The sequence below is a fragment of the Pseudomonas sp. R62 genome (assembly GCF_000257605.1).
GTDB lineage: Bacteria > Pseudomonadota > Gammaproteobacteria > Pseudomonadales > Pseudomonadaceae > Aquipseudomonas > Aquipseudomonas atacamensis.
Window position 1 is genome coordinate 1,869,962 of sequence record NZ_JH635999.1, and the last position, 6,953, is coordinate 1,876,914.

Annotated in this window: 7 protein-coding genes; 5 read left to right on the forward strand and 2 right to left on the reverse strand. The window is 60.9% G+C overall.

What is annotated here, in order from left to right; all coding sequences use genetic code 11:
- Positions 1-45: 45 nt before the first annotated feature.
- A complete protein-coding gene (locus OQK_RS26245; RefSeq protein WP_016775055.1) occupies positions 46-864 on the forward strand; it encodes an alpha/beta fold hydrolase in 819 nt (272 codons plus the stop codon).
- Between the two features lie 115 nt (positions 865-979).
- The gene (locus OQK_RS26250) at positions 980-1,603 is read left to right on the forward strand and encodes a glutathione S-transferase family protein (protein ID WP_016775056.1); all 624 of its coding nucleotides are present in this window, start codon (positions 980-982) and stop codon (positions 1,601-1,603) included.
- A 12-nt stretch (positions 1,604-1,615) separates the two neighbouring features.
- Here OQK_RS26250 and ptrR read toward each other — a convergent pair whose 3' ends face one another.
- Positions 1,616-2,494 carry a putrescine utilization regulator PtrR gene (gene ptrR / locus OQK_RS26255; RefSeq protein WP_038862196.1) on the reverse strand — a complete coding sequence of 293 codons (879 nt, stop codon included), beginning with the start codon at positions 2,492-2,494 and terminating at the stop codon, positions 1,616-1,618.
- Between the two features lie 104 nt (positions 2,495-2,598).
- On the opposite strand from ptrR, the gene OQK_RS26260 reads away from it, so the two are divergent.
- Positions 2,599-3,990, forward strand: a complete 1,392-nt coding sequence (locus OQK_RS26260) for an aldehyde dehydrogenase family protein (RefSeq protein ID WP_016775058.1) — start codon at positions 2,599-2,601, stop codon at positions 3,988-3,990.
- Between the two features lie 252 nt (positions 3,991-4,242).
- On the opposite strand, the gene OQK_RS26265 is transcribed toward OQK_RS26260, so the two are convergent.
- Complete coding sequence (locus OQK_RS26265; protein WP_050977877.1) at positions 4,243-5,412, reverse strand: DUF1624 domain-containing protein; 1,170 nt, start codon at positions 5,410-5,412, stop codon at positions 4,243-4,245.
- A 170-nt stretch (positions 5,413-5,582) separates the two neighbouring features.
- Here OQK_RS26265 and OQK_RS26270 point away from each other — a divergent pair, with 170 nt between their 5' ends.
- A complete protein-coding gene (locus OQK_RS26270) occupies positions 5,583-6,179 on the forward strand; it encodes a paraquat-inducible protein A (RefSeq protein WP_016775060.1) in 597 nt (198 codons plus the stop codon).
- The gene (locus OQK_RS26275; protein WP_016775061.1) at positions 6,176-6,862 is read left to right on the forward strand and encodes a paraquat-inducible protein A; all 687 of its coding nucleotides are present in this window, start codon (positions 6,176-6,178) and stop codon (positions 6,860-6,862) included. The genes OQK_RS26270 and OQK_RS26275 overlap by 4 nt, the downstream gene beginning before the upstream one ends.
- The last annotated feature ends 91 nt before the right edge of the window (positions 6,863-6,953 follow it).

Below are 6,953 nucleotides of genomic sequence, written 5' to 3' on the forward strand. Positions count from 1 at the left end.
CCATTCGGCATCTATTCTTGCCACACACGATCACAAGGAGTTTGCATGAGCACCTTCAAAACCCAAGACGGCACCGAGATCTATTACAAGGACTGGGGCAGCGGCAAGCCCGTGCTGTTCAGCCACGGCTGGCCGCTGGATGCCGACATGTGGGAATACCAGATGGAATACCTGAGCAGTCGCGGCTACCGCACCATCGCCTTCGACCGCCGTGGTTTCGGTCGCTCCGATCAACCATGGACCGGCTACGACTACGACACCTTCGCCGATGACATCGCTGGCCTGATCAACCATTTGGACCTGCGCGACGTGACCCTGGTCGGCTTCTCCATGGGTGGCGGCGACGTCAGCCGCTACATCGCCCGCCACGGCAGCGAGCGCGTTGCCGGCCTGGTATTGCTCGGTGCGGTCACGCCGCTGTTCGGCAAGAAAGCCGACTTCGCTGACGGCGTCGACAAATCGGTATTCGACGGCATCAAGGCTGGCCTGCTGAAAGATCGCGCGCAGTTCATCGCTGATTTCAACGCGCCGTTCTACGGCACCAATCAGGGCCAGAAAGTCTCCGACGGCGTGCTCACGCAAACCCTGAACATCGCGCTGATGGCGTCGCTCAAGGGCACCGTCGACTGCGTGACCGCGTTCTCGGAAACCGACTTCCGCCCGGACATGGCCAAGATCGATGTGCCGACTCTGGTGATCCATGGCGACGGCGACCAGATCGTGCCATTCGAAACCACCGGCAAGCAGGCCGCCGCGCAAATCAAAGGCGCCGAGTTGAAGGTCTACGCCGGCGCGCCGCACGGGTTCGCCGTGACCCACGCGCAGGCGTTGAATGAGGATCTGCTGGCGTTCCTCAATCGGTAATTCCGCCCGGCAAAAGCCGTAGTCAGATGCTGATGAACCAAGGCCCGCGCGATGCGGGCCTTGTGTTTTGCGCTATGGTATTTTTCTGCGTCCACTACCCGGAGAAGGAAATCCAATGCTGCGAATACTCGGCAAAGCCTCATCGATCAATGTGCGCAAAGTGCTGTGGACCTGTGCCGAACTGGACATCCCGTTCGAGCGCGAAGACTGGGGTTCGGGTTTCAAGTCGCCAAACACACCGGAGTTCCTCGCGCTCAATCCCTGCGCCATGGTGCCGGTGATCCAGGACGGCGATTTCACTCTCTGGGAATCCAACACAATCATTCGTTATCTGGCGACGCGTTACGGCGGCGCCCATTTGTATCCCGCTGAGCCTATTGCCCGGGCGCAGGTCGATCAGTGGATCGACTGGCAGGCCTCGGAGCTGAATCGCTCGTGGTCATACCCGCTGATGGCACTGGTGCGCAAGTCGCCCGACTATCAGGACCGCGATGCCCTGGCCGCCGGCTGCCGGGACTGGATGCGCAACATGGAAATCCTCGACCGCCAACTGGAGAAGACTGGCGCTTACGTCAGTGGCGAGCAGTTTTCCCTGGCGGACATTCCGATCGGGCTGTCAGTGAACCGCTGGTTCGAAACGCCGCTCGATCACGGGAATCTGGCTGCGGTGCGCGCCTATTACGATCGCTTGAATCAGCGCGACGGTTATCGTTTGTACGGGCGCAATGGCACGCCGTAAAGATGCGCTCGATCAGGCTTGCTCACGCACCACGCCACGCTCTTCCAGCAAGCGCACGAACATGCTCAGACTGCGCGACACCGTGCCCCGGCGCCACACCAGCCAGGTGGTCAGATAGCGGAAATCCGCCGTCAGCGGCCAGACACTGACGGTCGCGCTGCCGGGCATGCTTTGCAGCATTTTGCGCGGCATCAGTGCCAGGCCGGCACCGGCGCTGACGCAGGCGAGCATGCCGTGGTAGGACTCCATTTCGAAGATCTTGCCGGGTACGGCAGCATCGGTGCTGAACCATTTTTCAAAATGGTGACGGTAGGAACAGTTGGAACGGAAGGCGTAGATGTTTTCGCCATTCACGTCCGCCGCACGTTCGACCGGTGAATGATTGAGCGGCGCGATGATGACCATTTCCTCCTCGAAGGCCGGCACACCTTCCAGGGCCGGATGCAGCACCGGGCCGTCGACGAATGCCGCAGCCAGACGCCCGGACAGCACGCCGTCGATCATCGTCCCCGATGGCCCGGTGGACAGGTCGAGGTCGACCTTCGGGTGCTGCTGGTTGTACGCCGCCAGCAGTTCGGGAATGCGCACCGCTGCGGTACTTTCCAGCGAGCCCAACGGGAACGCGCCCTGGGGTTCTTCGCCTGCCACCGTAGCTCGGGCTTCCTGCACCAGATCGAGAATACGCCGCGTGTATTCGAGAAAACTCCACCCGGCTGGCGACAGGCGTAGACGGCTTTTCTCGCGGATGAACAGATCGACGCCGAGGTCCTGCTCCAGCTGCTTGATCCGCGTGGTCAGGTTCGACGGCACGCGATGAATCTGCGTGGCGGCGGCGCTGATGCTGCCATGCTCGGCCACGGCCTTGAAGATTTCCAGTTGCACCAGATCCACAGTCATTCTCCAATCGTGAAGGAAACACTCTTTATTATTCAGTTTCCAGAAAACTAACGCCACCCTACTCTAGGCCCATCCGACGAACCTACAGGACAACGTCAATGAGCCAGATTTCCAGCCAGACCCACGCCATCTCGATCAACCCTGCCACCGGCGAGCAGATCGGTCATTACGCGTTTGAATCCGCCGCTGCCCTTGATGCGGCACTGACTCGCGCTGCCTTCGCTTTTGGCAAGTGGAAGCGCAAGCCGCTGCAGGATCGTTCGCGCCTTTTGACCGCCCTCGCCGGCGCGCTGCGTGAAACCTCAGAAGCGATGGCAACCATGATCACCCGGGAAATGGGCAAGCCGATCGCCCAGGCCCGTGGCGAAATCGAGAAATGCGCCAAGCTCTGCGAGTGGTACGCCGAGCACGGCCCGGCCATGCTCGACGCCGAAGCCACCCAGGTTGAAGGCGGCAAGGCGCGTATCGAGTACCGTCCGCTGGGGCCGATTCTGGCGGTGATGCCGTGGAATTTCCCGATCTGGCAAGTGCTGCGCGGCGCGGTGCCGACGTTGATCGCTGGCAACACTTACGTGCTCAAGCATGCGCCAAACGTGATGGGCAGCGCTTACCTGCTGCGCGATGCGTTTGTCCGCGCCGGTTTTCCCGATGGCGTGTTTGAAGTGATCAACGTCACCCCGGAAGGCGTTTCCAGCGCCATCGCCGATCCGCGCATTGCCGCTGTGACGCTGACCGGCAGCGTCCGCGCCGGTATGGCCATCGGTGCTCAGGCCGGTGCGGCATTGAAGAAATGCGTGCTGGAACTCGGCGGCTCCGATCCGTTCATCGTGCTCAACGATGCTGATCTGGATGAGGCGGTGCACGCGGCAGTGGTCGGTCGTTATCAGAATTCCGGCCAGGTCTGCGCGGCTGCCAAACGTCTGATCATCGAACAAGGCGTGGTCGAGGAATTCACCCGCAAGTTCGTTGAAGCGACACGCCAGTTGAAGATGGGCGATCCGCTCAACGCTGACACTTACATCGGGCCGATGGCGCGCTTCGATCTGCGTGATGAACTGGATCAGCAAGTGCGTGACACGTTGGAGGAAGGCGCGACGCTGCTGCTCGGCGGCGGAAAAGCCGAGGGCGCCGGCAACTTCTACGAACCGACCGTGCTGGCCGATGTAACCGACCGCATGACCTCGTTCAAGCAAGAACTGTTTGGCCCGGTCGCGTCGATCATCACCGCCCGCGATTGCGCGCACGCCGTGGCCCTGGCCAACGACAGCGATTTCGGCCTGACTGCCACGATCTACACCGCCAACGTCGCGCTGGCCGAGCAACTGACCAGCGAACTGGAAACCGGCGGCGTGTTCATCAACGGCTACTCCGCCAGCGACCCGCGCGTGACCTTCGGCGGCGTGAAGAAGAGCGGCTTCGGTCGTGAGCTGTCGCACTTTGGCGTACGCGAATTCTGCAATGCGCAAACCGTATGGCTGGATCGTAAATAAGCCGGGTGCTGTAAAACCTGTGGGAGCGAGCCTGCTCGCGAAAGCGGTGTATCAAGCGATGAAGATGCCGAATCCACCGGCGCCATCGCTGGCAAGCCAGCTCCCACAAATACTGCGATGGACACTGATACAGCAAACACCATAAAACCCTGTGGGAGCTGGCTTGCCAGCGATGGCGGTGCATCAGCCAGCATTTATACCGACTGATTCGCCGCTTTCGTGAGCAAGCTCACTCCCACAAGTCCACGCAATTTACAGATATTTCAGCCAGCTGATGTCGCGGCGCCGCGCTTTCAGTGCCGAAAACCAGCGCACTGCCGGGAACAGCACCACGGCAAGAACCACCGCCGCCAGCCACACCGCCGTCACCGTCGAAAAGCCGAAATAGCTGCCCTGATTCAGGCCAAACAGCGCCACGCCAATCAGGTACAACACCTTCAACACGTACAAGTGCAGCAGATAGAAAAACATCGGTGCCGAGCCGAACACGGTCAGCCAGCCAATCCAGCGGCGACTCTGCACGCGCTCAAAGGCGAGCAACAGCAACAGCCCTAAGCTCACAGTCAGCGCGATGAACAGCAGCGATGGCGGGTATTTGGTGATGTTGAAAAAGCTCATCAGTGTCTGCACCAGCGAATCGCTGATCACCCACGGTTTTTCGCCGTAGCCGTTAATCAAGCGCAGCACCACAAAGCCCAGCAATCCACCGACCCCGGCGATCAGCAAACGACACTGACGCACTGCCGCGTCCATGCTCCGAGCAAACCACGGCCCCAGCACATAGCCCAGGCCGATTACACCAATCCACGGCAGCAGCGGGTACGAGGTGCGCAGGCGCAGGGTGTCGCTGATCTCGATCCAGTCTCGATCATGCAGAATCGCCCAAGGCACATGCATCGCCGACTCAACGGGGAAATGCACCGCGTCGAGCAGGTTGTGCCCGGCGATGATCGCCACGCTCAGCGTCAGCAGCAGCGCACGTGGCAACCAGACCAGCAGCGCCAGCGCGATCATGCTCAGGCCGATCGCCCAGATCACTTGCAGGTAGATCACGCTCGGCGGCAACTGGAAGGTCCAGGCGAAGTTGACCAAAGTGAATTCCAGCGCCACCAGGAACAATCCGCGCTTGAACAGAAACGCGCTGACATCGGCTTTGCCGGCGTATTTTTCGCCGTAGAGCCAAGCCGACAGACCGGTCAGCAAGACGAACACCGGCGCACACAGATGCGCCAGAGTGCGGCTGAAAAACAGCGCCGGCTCGGTGCTGGCGATGTCCATCGGGTCGGACACCTGGCGGTGCAAGAGGAAGGTTTCGCGTACGTGATCGAGCAGCATGAACAGGATCACCAGGCCTCTGAGCGCATCAATGGACAGCAGCCGGCCAGTCGTCAATGGGGCAGAACGGGGAAGTACAGGGGGCATGGGTCTTTCGCAATCGAGAGGAATAACACCGGACAGCCACAACGCCGCCCGCAAAATTTGCGTTACCTTATAACATCAAAAAAGCAAAACCCAAACATGCAGCATCGAGGTTGCCCATCCGCGCCAGCCTTCTATAGTGAACAGGTCCGCCCTGCCCTTGAGCGCTGTCCATGGTCAACACCGAACACCTGATCATCTGCGAGCACTGTGATTGTGTGTACGAGAAAGTCGTGCTCGCCAAGCACCAGAAAACCCTGTGCGTGCGCTGCGGTGGCGTGCTGCAGCGCTTCAACGGCCTGACCATCGAGCAGCGTCTGGCGCTGACGTTCACGGCGGCGATGCTGTGGCTGTTTGCCAATTTCTACCCGGTGATGAGCATCAGCCTCAAAGGCATGAAAAACAGCGCAACCCTTTGGGATTCGGTGCTTGCTCTGAGTCAGGGGCCGATTACGTTCATTGCAATGGTCGCGGCGATTGCGATCATCATCGCGCCGGCATTTCAGCTGGTGTTGCTGGTCTGGGTGTTGAGTTTCGCCCTCGGCCTGAGGCGGGCACCGGGGTTCAATCTGTGCATGCGCTGGCTGGAAACCCTGCGCCCGTGGAGCATGCTTGAGGTGTGTCTGCTGGGGGCGATGGTCGCGGTGTTCAAACTTGCCGGCCTGCTCGATGTGCTGCCGGGGATCGGCCTGTTCGCCCTGGCGGTGCTGAGCCTGATGATGATCCGCATTGCCGGCCGTGACATCCGCGAACTCTGGGACATTTTATGAAGCGTCCACCGACCGCCAGCGAACTCAACCTGTGCCTGTGCCACAGCTGTGGCCTGGCCTGCGACATGACCGACGAGCCACACGAATGCCCACGCTGTGATGCGCCTTTGCATCGGCGCAAGACCAATTCGCTGGCGCGAACCTGGGCGTACATGCTCGCCGCCCTCGCGTTTTATATCCCGGCCAATCTGCTGCCGGTGATGAATACGGTGATGCTCGGCAACGGCGCCGACAGCACGATCATGAGTGGTGTGCTGGAGTTCTGGGAGGCAGGAGCGTGGGACATTGCCCTGATCATTTTCATCGCCAGCATCGCGGTCCCGGGGGTCAAATTCGTCGCCCTGACCTTGCTGCTGGTCACCGTGCAGCGCAACAGCGATTGGGCGCGCAGGGAGCGTTCGAAGCTGTACCGATTCGTCGAACTGATCGGCTACTGGTCGATGCTCGATGTGCTGGTGGTCGCGCTGGTCGCGGCGCTGGTGAAGTTCCAGGCGCTGGGCGATATCGAGCCACGACCGGGCATCCTGTTCTTCGGCCTGGTCGTGGTGTTCACCATGCTCGCGGCGATGAGTTTCGACCCGCGCCTGATCTGGGACAGGGACACCAGCGACACGGTCAGCGACGCAGCGTCTGGAGCAGCACCTGCAACGGATGGCGCAGCGCCTGATCCGACTGGCGCTTGACCTGGCTGCGGCAGGAGTAGCCGGTCGCCAACGCCTCGCCCTGCTCCGCCGGAGCCTGCACCTGACGCGCCCACGATTGCTCGTAAATGAC